The 17506-nt window shown below is 43.9% G+C and carries 11 protein-coding genes, 2 tRNA genes, 3 rRNA genes and 1 pseudogene; 8 read left to right on the forward strand and 9 right to left on the reverse strand.

Annotated elements, in window-relative coordinates:
• Positions 1-1071 carry a (Fe-S)-binding protein gene (locus tag MZHIL_RS00155; protein ID WP_013897351.1) on the forward strand — a complete coding sequence of 357 codons (1071 nt, stop codon included), beginning with the start codon at positions 1-3 and terminating at the stop codon, positions 1069-1071.
• A gap of 18 nt (positions 1072-1089) precedes the next feature.
• Here the strand turns inward: MZHIL_RS00155 and MZHIL_RS00160 are convergent, their stop codons facing one another.
• Genes MZHIL_RS00160 through MZHIL_RS00175 form a run of 4 tightly spaced genes read right to left on the reverse strand, consistent with a single transcriptional unit; the run spans position 1090 to position 5872 of the window.
• Positions 1090-2886 (reverse strand): YgiQ family radical SAM protein, encoded by a 1797-nt coding sequence (locus tag MZHIL_RS00160; protein ID WP_013897352.1) that lies wholly within the window; start codon positions 2884-2886, stop codon positions 1090-1092.
• Positions 2887-2922: 36 nt separating this feature from the next.
• The gene (locus MZHIL_RS00165) at positions 2923-3552 is read right to left on the reverse strand and encodes an MBL fold metallo-hydrolase (protein WP_013897353.1); all 630 of its coding nucleotides are present in this window, start codon (positions 3550-3552) and stop codon (positions 2923-2925) included.
• A gap of 20 nt (positions 3553-3572) precedes the next feature.
• Positions 3573-4334, reverse strand: a complete 762-nt coding sequence (locus tag MZHIL_RS00170; RefSeq protein WP_013897354.1) for a TatD family hydrolase — start codon at positions 4332-4334, stop codon at positions 3573-3575.
• Positions 4335-4336: 2 nt separating this feature from the next.
• A complete protein-coding gene (locus MZHIL_RS00175) occupies positions 4337-5872 on the reverse strand; it encodes a 2-isopropylmalate synthase (RefSeq protein WP_048815395.1) in 1536 nt (511 codons plus the stop codon).
• 453 nt (positions 5873-6325) lie between these two features.
• Here MZHIL_RS00175 and MZHIL_RS00180 point away from each other — a divergent pair.
• From MZHIL_RS00180 to rrf, 5 genes are all read left to right on the forward strand, one after another.
• A 16S ribosomal RNA gene (locus MZHIL_RS00180) occupies positions 6326-7803 on the forward strand.
• Positions 7804-7885: 82 nt separating this feature from the next.
• Positions 7886-7958, forward strand: a tRNA-Ala gene (locus tag MZHIL_RS00185).
• A 151-nt stretch (positions 7959-8109) separates the two neighbouring features.
• A 23S ribosomal RNA gene (locus MZHIL_RS00190) occupies positions 8110-11044 on the forward strand.
• Positions 11045-11171: 127 nt separating this feature from the next.
• Positions 11172-11243: transfer RNA gene (locus tag MZHIL_RS10420), tRNA-Cys, on the forward strand.
• A 58-nt stretch (positions 11244-11301) separates the two neighbouring features.
• Positions 11302-11423 (forward strand): 5S ribosomal RNA (gene rrf / locus MZHIL_RS00195).
• The 16S, 23S and 5S rRNA genes sit together here with 2 tRNA genes alongside, the layout of an rRNA operon.
• Positions 11424-11633: 210 nt before the next feature.
• On the opposite strand, the pseudogene MZHIL_RS00200 reads toward rrf, so the two are convergent.
• Positions 11634-13067: pseudogene (locus MZHIL_RS00200) on the reverse strand (IS1634 family transposase).
• Between the two features lie 180 nt (positions 13068-13247).
• Between MZHIL_RS00200 and MZHIL_RS00205 the strand changes: the two are divergent.
• Positions 13248-14093: a rhomboid family intramembrane serine protease gene (locus MZHIL_RS00205; RefSeq protein ID WP_172633388.1), complete on the forward strand. Its 846-nt coding sequence runs from the start codon at positions 13248-13250 to the stop codon at positions 14091-14093.
• Between the two features lie 59 nt (positions 14094-14152).
• Here the strand turns inward: MZHIL_RS00205 and MZHIL_RS00210 are convergent, their stop codons facing one another.
• The 4 genes from MZHIL_RS00210 to MZHIL_RS00225 form a co-directional block, all read right to left on the reverse strand.
• Positions 14153-14503, reverse strand: coding sequence for a nascent polypeptide-associated complex protein (locus tag MZHIL_RS00210; protein WP_013897358.1), 351 nt, complete (start codon positions 14501-14503; stop codon positions 14153-14155).
• A 24-nt stretch (positions 14504-14527) separates the two neighbouring features.
• Positions 14528-14851 (reverse strand): HesB/IscA family protein, encoded by a 324-nt coding sequence (locus tag MZHIL_RS00215; RefSeq protein ID WP_013897359.1) that lies wholly within the window; start codon positions 14849-14851, stop codon positions 14528-14530.
• Between the two features lie 114 nt (positions 14852-14965).
• Positions 14966-16069, reverse strand: a complete 1104-nt coding sequence (locus MZHIL_RS00220; protein ID WP_157209600.1) for a PDDEXK family nuclease — start codon at positions 16067-16069, stop codon at positions 14966-14968.
• 143 nt (positions 16070-16212) lie between these two features.
• On the reverse strand, positions 16213-16971 hold the full coding sequence (locus tag MZHIL_RS00225) for an RAD55 family ATPase (protein WP_048815574.1): 759 nt from the start codon (positions 16969-16971) through the stop codon (positions 16213-16215).
• A 96-nt stretch (positions 16972-17067) separates the two neighbouring features.
• On the opposite strand from MZHIL_RS00225, the gene hisI reads away from it, so the two are divergent.
• On the forward strand, positions 17068-17433 hold the full coding sequence (gene hisI / locus MZHIL_RS00230; RefSeq protein WP_013897362.1) for a phosphoribosyl-AMP cyclohydrolase: 366 nt from the start codon (positions 17068-17070) through the stop codon (positions 17431-17433).
• The last annotated feature ends 73 nt before the right edge of the window (positions 17434-17506 follow it).

A 17506-nucleotide genomic window follows, 5' to 3' on the forward strand; every position in this document is an offset into this window, starting at 1 on the left:
ATGGTATCATCTGATCAATTCTCTGAGCTTGGTTCAGTACTAAAATGTGTCAGATGCGGAACATGCCGGTCGGTATGTCCTGTCTTTGAGGAATCTGGCTGGGAATCCAAGACTGCCCGGGGTCGCATGCTCCTGGCACAGGGTCTTATCAGAGGAGAGCTTGAACCTGATCCGGAGATGATCGAAAGTCTGAGCATGTGTACCACATGTGGTATCTGTGAGCAGAAATGCCCTGCAGGCGCAACTCCTCCCAGAGTGGTGCAGAGTGCCAGACAGCAGCTTGTGCAGAAGGGTAATGCAACCCGTGCCCAGCTTCAGATGTATACCAGAGCTGCAGAGACCGGCAATCCTCTGGGAGAAACAGCAAACAGAATGCAATGGATTGGCGAAGAACCTGAAGAACAGAGCAAATCCGATTATGTATATTTCGTTGGATGCCTTGGATCATACAGGTATCCTGATCTGGCAAGAAAGACTTTCAGGATTCTTGAAAAGCTCGAAGTAGCACTGCTGGAGGATGAGAAATGCTGCGGATCCCCCATAATGAGAACGGGATTTGACGCAGGGGAGCTTGTTTCCCATAATCTGGACCAGATCAGAAAGTCTGGAGCACATACCGTGATAACCAGCTGTGCCGGATGTTACAATACTCTCAAAAAAGATTATCCTGATGAATTCAATGTGATGCATGTATCTGAATTTCTTGCAGAGCATATTGATGAACTGGGCCTGAAACGTCTTGATTTGACGGTAACTTTCCATGATTCATGCCATCTTGGTAGATCCCATGGAGTATACGATGCTCCACGCAGGATAATAGAGGCAATCTGTGATCTTAAAGAGATGAAATCAATAAGGGAAAATGCCAGATGCTGTGGTGGTGGCGGGGGTGTTCGTACAGGATACCCTGAACTATCCATGAAACTTTCAAAAAAGAGACTGGCAGAGGTGCCTGATGATGTGGATTACATTGTTACTGCATGTCACCTCTGCCGCAACAACCTGATAGAGGGCGGCAGTGAACATGAGGTGATTGATCTGGTGGATCTGGTATGCCTTGCAATTGATTGATGAATGGCAATCCAGATCTTATGTTCTTTTTTTTCTGGATATAAGGCATTTCCAGGCATTTCCTATCAGATCAAGGCGATCAGCCTGCTTTAGCCCCTCATATACTGCACTCCTGTTTTTTGGATTCCTGTAGTGAAGCATGGCTCTCTGAATTCTTTTTTCCTTTCTGGAACGTGGTACATGCATCTTTTCTTTTGTGAAGGGATCAAGTCCTGTATGATACATACATGTGGAAACTGTCATAGGGGTTGGGGTAAATTCCTGTACCTGTTCTGTATACCTGCCGGTGTCACGGATATATTCAGCAGTATTCACCATATCCACAATGGTGCAGCCGGGGTGTCCTGACATAAGGTATGTAATAAGGTATTGCTCCTTACCCAGCTCTCTATTAATCTGCTCAAATTCATCGGCAAATCTTTCAAAAACTTTCCTTTCCGGTTTTCTCATGATGGAAGTTACATTATCTGAATAATGTTCAGGAGCAACCAGCAGCTGTCCGCTCACATGATCTTTGCACAGCTGATACATGTACTCCCTGTCACCTGCAGCAAGGTCATACCGGATACCATATCCCACAAAAACCTTTGATATACCCGGGATTTCTTTCAGTTTTTTAAACATCTCAAGCATCTGACTGGAATCTTTATCCAGAGAGTGACAGGGTTCGGGATATAGGCAGAGCTTATCGGTACATGTTCCACTCTTTTCCCATTTCTTGCATTTCATTGAATACATATTGGCAGTTGGTCCTCCAACTCCACTGATCACTCCCCTGAATTCCCTCATCTCTGTAAATCCCCGAGCTTCCTGCAGTATGGATTCTATGCTTCGGCTGGAAACAATCCGCCCCTGATGCATGCCTATTGCACAGAATGAACAGCTACCAAAGCATCCCCTGTGTGTGGTAATTGAGAATCTGACAGTTTCTAGAGCCGGAACCGGCTCTTTGCAGGACGGATGCTCTTTTCTTGTAAAGGGTAACTCATATACATGGTCAAGCTCCTGCTGATCAAGTGGTCTCATGGGCCTGTTCTGGATGATTATGGTTTTTGGATGTCTCTGGACTATATTCCTGCCTCTGATCGGATCCTGTTCCCTGCAGATTGTAGAGAAGGCATCACAGTATTTTTCTCTGTCAGATGAAACCTCATCAAAAGAAGGAATCTGGATATAGTCGCCTGAAAGTGCATCTCCTCCATTTTTCCAGTTTCTTATTCTCATCTTCCAGACAGTTCCATCTATATCAGTGATGTCACCGGCGGCAATTCCTTTATCCATACGCTCTGCAATTTCAAGCATCTGCAGTTCCCCCATCCCATAAACCAGAAGATCTGCAGGTGCATCTGCAAGTATTGATTTTCTCACAGAATCAGACCAGTAATCATAATGAGCAAATCTGCGAAGTGATGCTTCAATTCCACCTATGATGATTGGGGTGTCTGGATATGCTTCTTTTATTCGGTTGGAATAGACAATAACAGCCCTGTCAGGTCTTTTTCCGGACTTGCCTCCCGGGGAGTAGGAATCGTGTTTTCTGGGTTTCAGGGCTGGTGTATAATTGCTTACCATTGAATCGGTATTGCCTGCAGTAACTGCAAAGAACAGCCTGGGCTGACCAAATTTTGTAAAATCATCTGTACTGTCCCACCTGGGCTGGGATATGATGGCAACTCTGAATCCCCTGTCTTCCAGTACTCTTCCAATTATTGCAGCCCCAAATCCCGGGTGATCCACATAGGCATCCCCGGTTACAATTACAATATCTGGCCTGTTCCATTTGAGTTTTTTAAGTTCATTCTGGGTTGCAGGCAAAAATGATGTGGTATTTTTTTTGACATATTAGGTTGATTATATGGTCTTTGCCATCTGAAGTGAAAGATTTATCTGTCTGTTGACATTTTCATCTGTAACAGGCCCGTGTCCAGGATAGAGCCTTTCAACATCAAGTTCTGTAACCTTTTCAATTGAAGTGATCATTTTCTGGGATGAACCACCGGTAAAATCAGTTCTTCCAATACTTCCGCTTGCAAATATGGTATCCCCTGAGAAAAGTGACCTGGATCCAGGTTCATACAGGCAGATACTGCCAGGGGTATGACCGGGTGTGTGTATAACCTGCAGACTCAAACTGTTTATAGATATCAGGTCACCTTCAGTGTAGGTGATATCAGGTGTTAGTCCTGGCGCACTCTGGCCGAATACACTGGCTGCACTTGCCCTATCATCCATAAGGCCTGCAACATCATCTGTGTGTATGCCAACCTTTGCATTGCTCTTTTCAACCAGTGCCTTTGCAGCTCCTGTATGGTCAAAGTGGCAATGTGTGAGTACAATAAGCTCAATGTTCTTCGCAGAGGTATATTTCTCCAGTTCTTTTATTAAGATATCCGGATTCATTCCAGGATCTATCACTATTTTTTTGTTGATAAGGTAGGTGTTTGAACTGTACATTGACGTATTTAACATATCAACTATCATTGATTTCGTGCTCCTTATATTCAGATTCCAAATATCTGTTTTGCATTCTTTGCTGTTTTATGTGCCACTCTTTTCTCATCAGTATCGTGCAGCTGTGAAATTACAGGTAGTGAATCTACTAGATGGGATGGTTCGTTTCGCTTGTTTTTTCTGGGTGACAGATATGGACTGTCTGTTTCTAATACCATCCGGTCAAGGGGTGTATTCCAGGCTATTTCTCTGTGGTGGTTTGAATAACAGACCAGGCTTGGAATTGAAATATAATGTCCTGCACTGATGATTTTATCCAGGGTTTCAAGAGAGCCGCTGTAACAGTGAAAAACAACACATCTTAGTCCCTCAACAATATTTAAGACATCCTCCTCTCCTTTTCTTGCATGGACTACAAGGGGAATGTCTGCAGTTTCCGCGATCTCAACCACTCTGTGAAAAACATCTATCTGGTTTTGACGCAGGTGGGAATCTGTATAGTGATGATAATCCAGTCCTGCTTCTCCGATACCTACAGCATGGTCCATATTTTCTTCAATCTGGGACAGAATTGCATCAATATCGTATCTATCTTTCCTGGCAGCTACCATGGGGCTTAGACCCAGGGTTGGATAGATGTTTTCAAACTCATCTGCCAGTCTGAGGGTTGAGATATTTGTCCTGTAGTCGATGCCGGAATTTATCATGCATTCGACATTTGCATTCAAGGCTCTCTGTATTATCTCTTCACGGTCCCGGTTGAATTTAGGAAAGTCCAGATGACAGTGTGAATCAATTATATGATATGTCATGTTTATTTTCTAAGCATTGTGTTGATTGCTGTTATCAGTGCATCAACAGATGCTATAACGATATCGGCACTGGCTGATCTGGCAGTTACGATTCTGCCGTTCTCATCTTCTACTCCGATGATAACTTCTGCCAGTGCATCCGAACCCCCGGAAATGGCCTCTATCCTGAAGTCATGAATTTTGACCCTGGCATGCTCTCCTATCATCTCTTCAACGGCTTTAAGGGCAGCATCCACGGGGCCAACACCGGTGTTTGATATAATCATTTCCTCATTATCCATGACGGCTTTTACAACTGCAGTAGGAGTAATGATGTTTCCTGTCATTACTGAGAGCTCTTTCAGCCTGATCAGTTCTTCTCCTGCAGGTTTTCCCATGACCGCCAGGGCCACAGCATTAAGATCAGCATCTGTGATTCTCTTACCCTTATCCGCAATCGACTTTATTCTGGTTATGATCTCTGTGAGCTGCTCATCTGTTGGACTGAGTCCTGCAGATTCCAGTGATTTTTTGATTGCATGTCTTCCTGCATGCTTTCCAAGAACGATCCTTCTGGTATGGCCTACCATTTCAGGTGTCATTATTCCCGGTTCAAAGGTATCCGATTTCTCAAGGACTCCATGGGTATGTATTCCCGATTCATGGGCAAATGCATTTTCACCAACAATTGGCATTGTTGGTGATATTTTGATGCCTGTGTACCTTTCAACCATCCTTGAAGTTTCAATTATATGCTGTGTATGAATATTTGTCATGGCACCATAGATTGACTGCAGGCTCATTACAGTCTCTGCAAGATCTGCATTCCCTGCCCGTTCTCCAAGTCCGTTGACTGTTACCTGGATCTGGGATGCTCCTGCTTCAAATGCCATAAGGCTGTTTGCAACTGCCAGTCCGAAATCATTGTGGCAGTGAACATCGATTGGTATGTTGATTTCCTGGTCAATCTGAGTTATAAGATTGTACATTCTGGAAGGAGACATCACACCAACTGTGTCAGGAACGTTTATGATATCGCACCCATTATCTTCCACGCTACGATAGATGTCCAGAAGATAGTCCATGTCTGTACGGGTTGCATCCATTGCGGAAAACATACATTTCATCCCATGATCCTTTATATAGGATACAGCATCACCTGCCATTTCAAGAACTTCTTCTCTGCTCTTTTTGATTGTATGTATTCTCTGTACGTCTGAGGTTGATACAAAAGTATGTATCATATCCACACCTGCATCAATACAGGCATCAATGTCCTTTCTCAGCACTCTTGCAAGTCCACATACATCTGTTGACAGTCCAGCAGAAGCAATTGAGCGCACAGACTCCAGGTCCCCCTTTGAGGATATGGGGAATCCGGATTCGATTGCGTCCACTCCCAGCTTGTCCAGCTGATGCGCAATATCCATTTTCTGGTGTGTGGTAAGCGATACACCCGGGGTCTGTTCCCCGTCTCTCAGGGTGGTATCAAAAATACTTACCCGTCTGTTCCTGTGAATTTCAGTGTCGTAAAAAACGATCCCTCTGTTCTGTGATATTCATAATTATCATCTAAAAATATTCATTATACTATAAAAATAAAACGTTTTACAGAATTTATTTTATGTATATGGATTAATTTATGCAATGCGTTTGACTACGCCAGTTTCATAAAGATTAATATTTTTTAACATGTGGTCCGCATGAGTTAATTATATATAGATGAAGGTTGTTGTAGGGATGCTTCGATGAGATGCATAATGCATGCATCACAGCATCGGATTAACTATCATTCATTAAAATGGAGACAGGAGTTTTTTCCTGTCTGACGCTGGATCTGGCAGTTCAGTTAATTTCGGCTGGTGGTTGTATTATCTTATATATAGCTTACCAGTTTCCGTCTATGTGACGGAAGTTAACTGGATTGTGCATTGAACTCAAGTGATTGAGTTCTCCCACCAATATTCTAATAAATTCAAGATAGTGTGGTATGCAACAAAAGTGTGCATATAATTCTGGTTGATCCTGCCAGAGGTCACTGCTATCGGTGTTCGACTAAGCCATGCAAGTTATATGTTCTTCGTGAACATGGCGAACTGCTCAGTAACACGTGGATAACCTGCCCTTGGGACCGGCATAACCCCGGGAAACTGGGGATAATTCCGGATATGCCATGATAGCTGGAATGCTTCGTGGTTCAAAAGGATTCGTCTGCCCAAGGATGGGTCTGCGGCCTATCAGGTAGTAGCGGGTGCAAGGTACCTGCTAGCCGACGACGGGTACGGGTTGTGAGAGCAAGAGCCCGGAGATGGATTCTGAGACATGAATCCAGGCCCTACGGGGCGCAGCAGGCGCGAAAACTTTACAATGCGGGAAACCGCGATAAGGGGACACCGAGTGCCAGCATACAATGCTGGCTGTCCGCATGTGTAAACGGCATGCGTTAGCAAGGGCCGGGCAAGACCGGTGCCAGCCGCCGCGGTAACACCGGCGGCCCGAGTGGTGATCACTATTATTGGGTCTAAAGGGTCCGTAGCCGGTTTGATCAGTCCTCTGGGAAATCTGACAGCTCAACTGTTAGGCTTCCAGGGGATACTGTCAGACTTGGGACCGGGAGAGGTAAGAGGTACCACAGGGGTAGGAGTGAAATCTTGTAATCCCTGTGGGACCACCAGTGGCGAAGGCGTCTTACCAGAACGGGTCCGACGGTGAGGGACGAAAGCTGGGGGCACGAACCGGATTAGATACCCGGGTAGTCCCAGCCGTAAACGATGCTCGCTATGTGTCAGGGATGGTGCGACCGTTCCTGGTGCCGTAGGGAAGCCGTGAAGCGAGCCACCTGGGAAGTACGGCCGCAAGGCTGAAACTTAAAGGAATTGGCGGGGGAGCACTACAACGGGTGGAGCCTGCGGTTTAATTGGACTCAACGCCGGAAATCTCACCGGGGGCGACAGCAATATGTAGGTCAGGCTGAAGACCTTACCTGAATCGCTGAGAGGAGGTGCATGGCCGTCGTCAGTTCGTACTGTGAAGCATCCTGTTAAGTCAGGCAACGAGCGAGACCCGTGCCCACTGTTGCCAGCATGTTCTTCGGAATGATGGGTACTCTGTGGGGACCGCCGCTGCTAAAGCGGAGGAAGGTGCGGGCTACGGTAGGTCAGTATGCCCCGAATCTCCCGGGCTACACGCGGGCTACAATGATTGGGACAATGGGCTCCTGCCCCGAAAGGGGATGGTAATCTCCTAAACCCAATCGTAGTTCAGATTGAGGACTGAAACTCGTCCTCATGAAGCTGGAATCCGTAGTAATCGCGTTTCAACATAGCGCGGTGAATACGTCCCTGCTCCTTGCACACACCGCCCGTCAAACCACCCGAGTGAGGTATGGGTGAGGGCACGAACTAAGTGTCGTGTTCGAACCTAAATTTCGCAAGGGGGGTTAAGTCGTAACAAGGTAGCCGTAGGGGAATCTGCGGCTGGATCACCTCCTAAGCAAAAAAACCACCACCGAAAGCTGAATGACTGCCAGACCAGTACAAAAGGACACACAGCTGGGCAGTAAAGATCCAGGAGGGCTTGTAGATCAGCTGGAAGATCGCTGCCTTTGCAAGGCAGAGGCCCTGGGTTCGAGTCCCAGCAAGTCCATTCATTAAGTGCACCGGGTAAGTGATGTTATCCGGGAAGGACGGAAGTGTTCTTATCTAACCTGTAAGAACGCGGTGAAGTCGTGTATAGGATTGTATGGTATAAATTACAAAGTATACCAGACGCTTACTGGAATGTGTAAGCTACTGGCAGACTCTGGCAAATATGCCATCAGGTGAATGGCTCGGCTCAAGTGCTGAAGAAGGACGTGCCAAGCTGCGATATGCCCCGGGAAGGTGCAAGGAACCAACGAACCGGGGATTTCCTAATGAGACCTCTTAGTATCCGCAAGGATACTGATCAGTAATGATCGGGAACGTCCCGAATTGAAACATCTTAGTAGGGACAGGAAAAGAAATCAATCGAGATGCCGGGAGTAACGGCGAGTGAAATCGGTACAGTTCAAACCGAATCCCCGCAGGAATGCAGGGGAAATGTGGTGTGGAAGGGCCGGTCCATTTTCTGCTAAATTCAGGGTAGTCGAATTGTCTGGAACGTCAGACCATAGAGTGTGATAGTCACGTAGACGCAATGAAACGCAGAAGGATCGGTACCTGAGTACCGTGGGTTGGATATCCCGCGGGAATCTGGGAGACATCAACTTCCAAAACTAAATACAACTTGAGACCGATAGTGAAATAGTAGGGTGACCGAAAGCTGAAAAGTACCCCAGAAAGGGAGGTGCAAAGTGCCTGAAACCTGATGGTGATGGAACGATATGGCATTAAAGGATCTGCAATACGAAGGAAACCATCGCGAGGTGGCAGTACGGGTATTGTTGCCAGTGTCATATCATACGTTTTGAAGAACGGGCCAGGGAGTGTATCGGTACGGCGATGGCTAACCTCAAAGGGTAGCCGAAGCGAAAGCAACATGCACGCAGTCCTTAACCGGACCAGGTGCGACGTATACAAGTGCGTGGAGTCGTAACGGTACGACCCGAAGCCGGGCGATCTAGGCGTGGGCAGGTTGAAGCGTGGCGAAAGCTACGTGGAGGACCGCAAGCGGTATTGATCTGCAAATCATTCGTGTGACCTGCGTCTTGGAGTGAAAGGCTAATCTAGCCCGGCATCAGCTGGTTCCTTCCAAAACATGTCGTAGCATGACCTGATCCGAGATAGTCGGTGGAGTAGAGCACGGATTGGGGAAGTTGGGGGGAGAAATCCCTCGCTCTCCTGTCAAACTCCAAACACACCGTCGTCGAAGACAATCAGAGTCCGGACTACTGGGGTAAGCCTGTAGTCCGTAAGGGAGACAACCCAGCCCGTGGTTAAGGTCCCCAAGTGTCGACTAAGTGTTAACACTAAAGGGTGTCCCAGGCCCTAGACAGCTGGAAGGTTAGCTTAGAAGCAGCTACCCTTTAAAGAGTGCGTAACAGCTCACCAGTCGAGGTTTGGGGCCCCGAAAATGGACGGGGCTCAAGTCGACCACCGAGACCACGGAGTACCGAAAGGTAATCTTGTAGGAAGGCGTTGCGCTCGGGCAGAAGCTGGGCTGTGAAGTCCAGTGGACCGTGCGGAAACGAAAATCCTGGTAACAGTAACAGCAAAGTCAGGTGAGAATCCTGACCGCCGAAGGGGCCAGGTTTCCTCGGCAATGATCGTCAGCCGAGGGTTAGTCGGTCCTAAGACGTACCGTAATTCGAGTACGCCAAAAGGGAAACAGGTTAATATTCCTGTACCATTTAACAACAAAACTGACACTCACGGGCAGGTTGAGCAGCGTCGTCGCGCTGTCCAAGCATCCAAGCCGGTGGAGAGCCGTTATGGCGAGAAACCGGTGAATATGTGATGGCGAAAGTCAACTGCACCCGGGAGTCCGTGAAAAGGAAGTTAAATGTCCGTACCAAGATCTGACACAGGTGCCCCTAGCTGAAAAGGCTAAGGCGTGTCGGAAATACACTGGCTAAGGGAATTCGGCAAATTGGCTCCGTAACTTCGGGAGAAGGAGTGCCTGCTGTGAAGACAGCAGGTCGCAGTGACCAGGGAGCTCCAACTGTCTAATAACAACATAGGAGATCGCAAACCCGAAAGGGCTGGTACGATCTCTGAATCCTGCCCAGTGCAGGTACCTGAAACTCCGGTACAACGGAAAGAAGGGCCTGTAAACGGCGGGGGTAACTATGACCCTCTTAAGGTAGCGTAGTACCTTGTCGCTTAATTGGCGACTTGCATGAATGGATCAATGAGAGCTCTACTGTCCCTAGCCAGAATCCGGTGAAGCTTACATTCTAGTGCAGAGTCTAGAGACCTCTAGGGGGAAGTGAAGACCCCGTGGAGCTTTACTGCAGCCTGTCGTTGAGTTGTGATTTCGCATGTACAGTGTAGGTAGGAGGCGTCGAAACCCGCGCGCCAGCGTGGGTGGAGCCACCAATGGGACACTACCCTTGTGAAATTGCGACTCTAACTCCGCGAGGAGGACCCCGATAGGTGGGCAGTTTGCCTGGGGGCGGGACGCCCTTGAAAAGATATCAAGGGCGCACAAAGGTTGACTCAGGTGGGTCGGAAACCCGCCGAAGAGTGCAAGAGCATAAGTCAGCCTGACGTGATCTGACACAGTAACAGATCACGAGACGAAAGTCGGTTCTAGCGAACCTTTACGTCCTGCTTGATGCGGGCTAAAGCTGACAGAAAAGTTACCCCGGGGATAATTGAGTCGTTGCCGGCAAGAGCACATATCGACCCGGCAGCTTGCTACCTCGATGTCGGTTCTTTCCATCCTGGCTGTGCAGCAGCAGCCAAGGGTGAGGTTGTTCGCCTATTAAAGGAGATCGTGAGCTGGGTTTAGACCGTCGTGAGACAGGTCGGTTACTATCTACTAGAGGTGTAAGAAGTCTGAGGGTAAGTTGCTTTTAGTACGAGAGGAACAGGGCAACGGTGCCACTGGTGTATCAGTTGTCCGACAGGGCAATGCTGAGCAGCTACGCACTAAGGAATAAGAGCTGAATGCATCTAAGCTCGAAATCTAACCCGAAAAGAGACGTCACTAAGGATACCGGTAAAAGACCGGATTGATAGAGTTGGGATGTACGCATCAAGGCAACGAGATGTTAAGTCCGCGACCACTAACCATCCGTGCCTGCTGCCAGAACACTTGCACATTCCAGGCGAAATCTGGTATGCTTCAAGTAATTTATACCCGCAATCCCCTACACGACTGAAAGGAAAGTTTATATCGATTGCGTACCAATACACCAACCCGGTACACTAGTGCGCCAAGGTGGCGGAACGGCTACGCAATCGCCTGCAGAGCGATACCATTCCGGTTCGAATCCGGACCTTGGCTCTATAACACATCCATCCACTTTCGTCTAAACTTATACATACACACTGACCGGTTCGAATCTGGCGGCCATAGCGGCAGGGTAACTCCTGTACCCATCCCGAACACAGAAGATAAGACTGCCAGCGTTTCACCCTGTACTGCGGTGCGAGAGCCCACGGGAACGGTGAATCGCTGCCAGGTTCAACCTAAATTACTAATTTTTGATCCAATTAATGGCAACCTTAAAATTTATGGTATAGATGATAATAATATACAATATATCATTGTCATTTAAGATGTAGCCCAAGTTTGACAGTTTTGACTCCTTGGAGAAGATAATGTATTCTCTTTCAACCCAAAATTCTCGTTTTTTGTCAGGAAAAGCTATTTGACAGTTCAAATTATTTCATGCTAAGTACTACGATTTTGTCCATTTTGCCTTAAAATCAGCGTGTTCATGGTATCAAAGTTTGCGTAAATGTACCTTTTTGCTCGACTTTTCGTGCAATCAACGGTTACTGTCAAATTCAATAGGCTATTTTTGATGAATTTTGTTGACTTGTGCTTGAGTTCGTTGAACTCATATCGCATCAACGATATGAACAGTTGTGCAATGAACCCAATGATCACAGCACCATAAATGCTAGCATCCGTCCATACTCGTAGTGGTTTAATCTCTATCTCATTTTTCAGCGAATTAATAATTTTCTCGATACTATCCTTTTTTCTGTATGTTTGAAGAGCTTCTATTAGTGTCAAATTCTCGCTTGATTTCAGGCAGAAAAATCCTTCTCTGCCTGTAATAAGATGTTCTTCAAGAAGTTTTGTAGCTTCCTGTTCATCAAGCTCCATCAGTTTTGTCTGCAGAGAATAAGTCACATCAACAAGGACATTGTTGATCCTGAATCTTTTAGGAATTTTTTGTTCTTGTCAATAGATTCCTGTATTACCTTTGCTTCCTTTATTTGTCTCATAACTTTTCTTGCTTTTGAATCAAGTTGTTCTTTCTGAAGTTTCTTTGAAAAATAGAAGTAGTTTACACTACTTGTTTTAACGATCTTAAGACCATAGATTCCATTTTCTGGATCTATCAGTTCAGGAGAAGATTCCCAGAACGTTGCTATTTTCTTATCATCGCTTCTATTGAGTTTCCTTGCAGTCAAATAATGCATCTCATCTGCCCTTATCATGGCAGTATTATCTACACTATGAGCTCCTTTATCAAAAACAACAAGTGATCCTTGTTTCAATCTTCTATTAACTTGCTGATAAGTTCTCTTGAAATGTGTCTGGTCCGACAGGTTACCCTGTTCAACTGTGATACCTATAGGGACATTAATAGGATCTGCAAGTTCACTTATTCCCAATGTAATCTGTTTTTTATCTGGCCTGTGGTCACGACTATAGCCATACTTACCTAGTGGCGATTTATCGCCATACAACACAAGACTAGACCAGTCCATGTTGATATTAGTATGTTCGAAGTCATATCTCGTAAACAGTCTGTCCTGGATATCAGAAATAATCGTTTCACGATTATTTCCTAGGGTTTCAAGAACCCTGTAGAGAGTTCTTTCACTGAATTCAGGAAGATTGAAGATATCAAGAACTTCATCTCGATTAATCCATTCATGGGCTTTACTTATGCTGAAATTATCTGTAAGCTTGTAGCTTACAAGAGCTTTCAGCAGGTTGTTGATATCGATACCGTTCTTTTTGTGTTTGCCAAAAACAGTAAGAAAAGTCAAGGATATCATAAAGTTGATTTACAGTCAGAATAGTTCCGATGGGAAAGCATATATTCTCATTGGGAACAATATCATATGTTCTTAGTTTTGTTTGCATTTTGATCGAATACAACAAAGCTAAGAACACTTTTATTACTTTTGACTGTCAAAGTTGGGATGTAGTTTTGATATCCAAATGAGACCCGGCTTGCCAGCTTAAATTGTATGATTTATCCGAAAGTATTACTATTAAAAGTGATATTTTTAATCATGTATTGTACATTTGTGGGGAATGCTTTTGAATCTTGAAATTGTAGGAAAACAGATTAAATATGAATCTTTGTTGATAGATATTTTCATTTTTCTGGTGTTTATTCCTGCTTTCTTAAGTATTGTGTTCTATTCACACCTAAATGAGAGATTTGTTCTTTATCTGGCAGATCCCACATTATTTACTTTATATTTTTCAAATTTTGCTCACTCAGGCTTTTTACATTTTTTTGATAATATACTGGCGTACGTTGTAATAATTCCTATTATATTCTTACTTCGAACTAACAGAAAGAGATTTTACGTGGATATGGTGCTGATATTTTCCCTCACTCCTTTCATGGTATCTTTTTTTACTGTCATGTTCGTACCTGCCAGAACATCGCTTGGATTTTCCGGAATAGTTGCTGCCCTGATTGCATATTATCTTTTTTCAGTCTATGAGTTCACTCAGAAACAGCTAAGAGTATGCTTGAATTATTCTGTACTTATTTTGATATTTGGGTTCAGTTTTCTCTTTGTTTTGATACAGTACGCTCTTGCAGGATATGCTGTGATAGACTACATCATTCTGTTGAGTTTTCTTTTGCTTCTACTTTTGCCTGATTCTCTTAAGGAGATGGCCAGAGCTTACAGAAGTATGAAAAAAATGTCACATCAAAAAAAGGGAAAAATAACTGTTATTATGATCTCGGTGTTTATGTTTGTTTCATATTCACTTGCCATCATTTTGTTTTTGATACTGTTCCCACTTGAACTGGCAACTCCTACAGGACAAACCAATATACTGGGTCATCTTATTGGTTACTGTGCGGGACTGATTCTCCCGATACTCTATAGAAGAACAACTGCCTGTGAGTACCAGAACTATTGAATAATCGCAATTATTAAAAATGTATGGGAGAATGAAGTGTTATCAGATTCTTAGCTTATTTATTCTGATAAGGTCATGATGGCCTCTGCCAGATCCCCATTGGCATTTTTAAGAGCTTCACGTGCTTCTTCTTCTGAGACTCCTGTCTGCTCAACTACCAGTCTGATATCATCATCAGGGATTTCAAGTTCTCTGGTAACTTCTTCTGGCGTACCAACAATCTGATATGTATCAACACCCTGAGCAGTCATTATTGAAACTTTTGCATTGTTGAAGATTATATCTTTTTCTGATGTTCTTATAATTACCTGTTCAACATCATCTACATCTTCAATATTGATTCCCATCTGCTTCATCATCTGCTTCATCTTGGCCGGGTTCATTCCCCGACCACCCATGCCTGGAATCATGTGATCATCCCCTTAACTTATTTATCACTGGCAACCCTGGCATCCGGATCCACATTCACTGGCTGCTTTTGGATTATCAATCACAAAACCCTTTCCCTGTGGAGTATCGATAAAATCGATCTTTGCTTCTGTAAGTCCACCGACTATATCAGAATCCATAACTATTTTAATATCTTTACTTTCAACAGTTACATCTTCTTCTTTGACATCGTCATCAAGGGCAAGGCCATACTGTATTCCGCTGCATCCCATACCTGCAACAAATATTCGCAGAGCATGATCCTTTTTTTCTTCTTTATCTATTATGGATTTAAGTTCAGTTGCCGCATTATCGGTTAATTCTATCATTGTCATCATCCTTTGAGTCACGTTATTGTACCCAGTTATTCTGGGTACTTAGTGTTATTGTATTTTATATAGGTTTATTGGTATATATCTTTCGCATAAAGGCGAACAAAAATATCACATGAACTCAACATCATCCCCTACAGGATTGTTGAGCACCTCACCATTGTAGGCATTGATCTCTATGGAGTTTCTTCTTCCCTTAAACTCCCATATAGGTACATATATCATCTCCATATTGAGTTCAATGTCATCAGGACCAGGCCTGAATCGTTTGTGTTCAGATATAATTGCTTCTCCAATCGTATTATCAAAACGTACATCCTTTGTATGTTCATCGATGATCATTTTGATGAGCTGTCTGTATGCTTCGTCCTGTTTAATGATTGGGGATTCCAGTTTATAGGATGTGTCAGGTACCGGGATCTGGTCATTGACCTGGTATACGGATAATGGTTCATTGTTGCCATTGATCGCATTCAGGCATCCATCACCATCACCGGATATGTCTATTATCTTTGATTTGTATCTCTTTTCTACACTGAGCATGTATGTATATTTCCAGAAGGGAACAAACTTGAGAACAGTTTTTTCTATATTTCCGATATGTGGTTTTGCAACAGCCAGTGCATGCTCTTTTGACGTATTTACTGACAATGCCCTCAGCTTAAGGTTTTCCCTGGACTCTGAGGTGTTTTTCTGATTCATATAGGCAGTTGATATATCACTTACCAGCTGTTCACCTTCCTGGGACATTCTGTTATTTTTCTGGGGGATTTTCTGAATATGAATTTCAGCATTTTCAGATCGGGACCCACCTGAGCTAGCATTTATCTGCATGGTTGATGTTGAAGCTGATATGTTACCATTAACTGGTTCCTGAACAAAATCGATATCTGCATTTTTATCTTCAATGTCACAGAGAACGGCCTTACCTATCTGGAATGCCAGCTCATTACGATCCCAGATCATTATTCCGTGTTCCAGTGCATAGTGATACATATCATCACTGACTTCATCTGTAACTATAAGCAGGCCTTTCTGACCCTGAATCTGATCTGCAAAATTTATTATCCCATCGTATTCTGGTCTGGTTGTGAACTTGATATAGGTTTTGCTATCATTTTTTTCTGCGATCAGGTCATACTGGCAGGAATCAGTAATCCGGTATCCTGCAGATGCAAATATATCTTTGAGAATTTCCATAATACCCTGTTTCATGAATATCAACCATTCATCTGTTCTATGTATAAAATAGGTTTCCTTTAATATTATCCTGTTCTTTCTGAGAGATGTGGACATATAATAATGACCTTCTCAGATCAACTATAATTTTTATGGCTATCAATTATAATATTTATATCTTAAAGTACACGCTTTGTAGTTTCGGGTTCAATGCCTTTATTTGTAACTTTATAAGGCAGTATCTGGTTTGGAATAAGCATTCCTCTCATTTTGCGAATAAACATTGAACGCTCAATTTCAGAACCCCTCTCATTTAATCTAAACTCAATAACACCATCACAGGCATGTTTCATTGTGTTTTCTATGAGTATTTCATGCATCCCGCTTTTCATTGTCAGAAGGTTTATGGATTGGTTGATCTTGCTCACAGATGACATCATTTCGATCATGTTGACAATCTCATTGATTTCATATGATCGCAGAAAGTAGGACATGGAGTCAATAACCATCCGGTATTTGGTCTGCCTTTCTTCAAGTATTGTGGACTTTAGCAGGTTCAGTATATCAACACTTCTTTTAAGGTAATCCTTTGCTTCCATTTCAGCACGTAAGCCTCTTGGAAGCAGATTATAAAATCTGGGTGTATAAGCATCTACAAATTCAAGCCTATCTATCAGTTCCTCTGTATTCATTCCAAAAGAATCCATTTCAGAAATAATCTCTTCAATAGGCTGATCCGTAGTAAAATATATCACATGATCATCGTTCTTCAATCCGCCATAGGAAAACTGCTGGGCAAAGGTAGATGAGCCAGCTCCGGGTTCGGCCAGAATTAGTATTGTACTTCCAGGTGGAACCCCCCCACCCAGATGTACATCCAGGCCATGGATTCCTGTAGGGATCAGGAATGCATCTTTTTTTTGATTTCTTATTTCCATATATCCACCTGCCTGTATTATTTCAGGCATCTGCATAGATATGATTCTTAAGCTTTCCTTTTAATTTTTATAGTATATGATTTTAATACCATTCATATGACTTTAAAACTTGACGATATCAGGTATACAGACGGACTGGTTCAGGCCGTTGCACAGGATATAAACACCGGTGAAGTTTTGATGTGTGCCTATATGAACAAAACCGCCCTTGATAAAACTATTGTAAGCGGCTATGCACATTACTGGAGCAGAAGCAGAAAAAGTCTATGGAAAAAAGGCGAAAGTTCCGGCCATCTTCAGAAGGTCCATGAGATCCTTGTTGATTGTGACATGGATGCTATCCTCCTGAAGGTTGAACAGGTAGGGGGAGCATGCCATACGGGGTTTAGATCCTGTTTTTATAGGACAATCGATGGTGAGGTTGTCGGTGAAAAAGTGTTTGAGCCCGAGGATGTGTATTGAAAATATTTAAGATATGCAGATTATACAGGTATTATCTGAAATTGAATAGTGTTGCAATTGAATTATATATTTT

It is taken from the genome of Methanosalsum zhilinae DSM 4017 (genome assembly GCF_000217995.1).
Taxonomy (GTDB): Archaea; Halobacteriota; Methanosarcinia; order Methanosarcinales; family Methanosarcinaceae; genus Methanosalsum; species Methanosalsum zhilinae.